The 363-nt window shown below is 38.3% G+C and carries 1 protein-coding gene; it reads right to left on the bottom strand.

Going from position 1 to position 363, the window contains the following annotated elements:
* On the bottom strand, nucleotides 1-363 hold a 363-nt coding region (locus tag AC2Q9J_RS17695), incomplete at both ends, for a hypothetical protein (protein WP_499041975.1).

Raw genomic sequence — 363 nt, 5'->3', positions numbered from 1 at the left:
TAAATGCGTGAGTGCTTTTTCTTCTTGTTGTTGCGCTAAAAAAATATCTATACGTTGCAATTCAGCCAATTCAAACGCGACCGGCGCCGATTGCTCCAAGTGCTGCAAAGCTGCGTCATAATTCCCATTTTTATAATCAAATTGGGCGGCAACAATGTTGTTTAACAAGCCAGATTGGGCATACACTCGTTCAATAAAAACCTGTTGATCTTTAGCCGCATCCAACAACCAAACAACACCTAATTGCTCATAAGGATGCAAATCCTTAAAATGGAGGGCTATTTCTTTTTTACGTTGTTCACGTACAAAATAGCGTTTACCCAATAACCAAAATGATTGTGCCAACAAACTGATAATAATAAA

The sequence above is a fragment of the Planococcus sp. RAB007_Raresut genome (assembly GCF_057369535.1).
The sequence above is the reverse complement of the archived record's forward strand: the minus strand, read 5'-3'. Positions and strand labels throughout refer to the sequence as shown.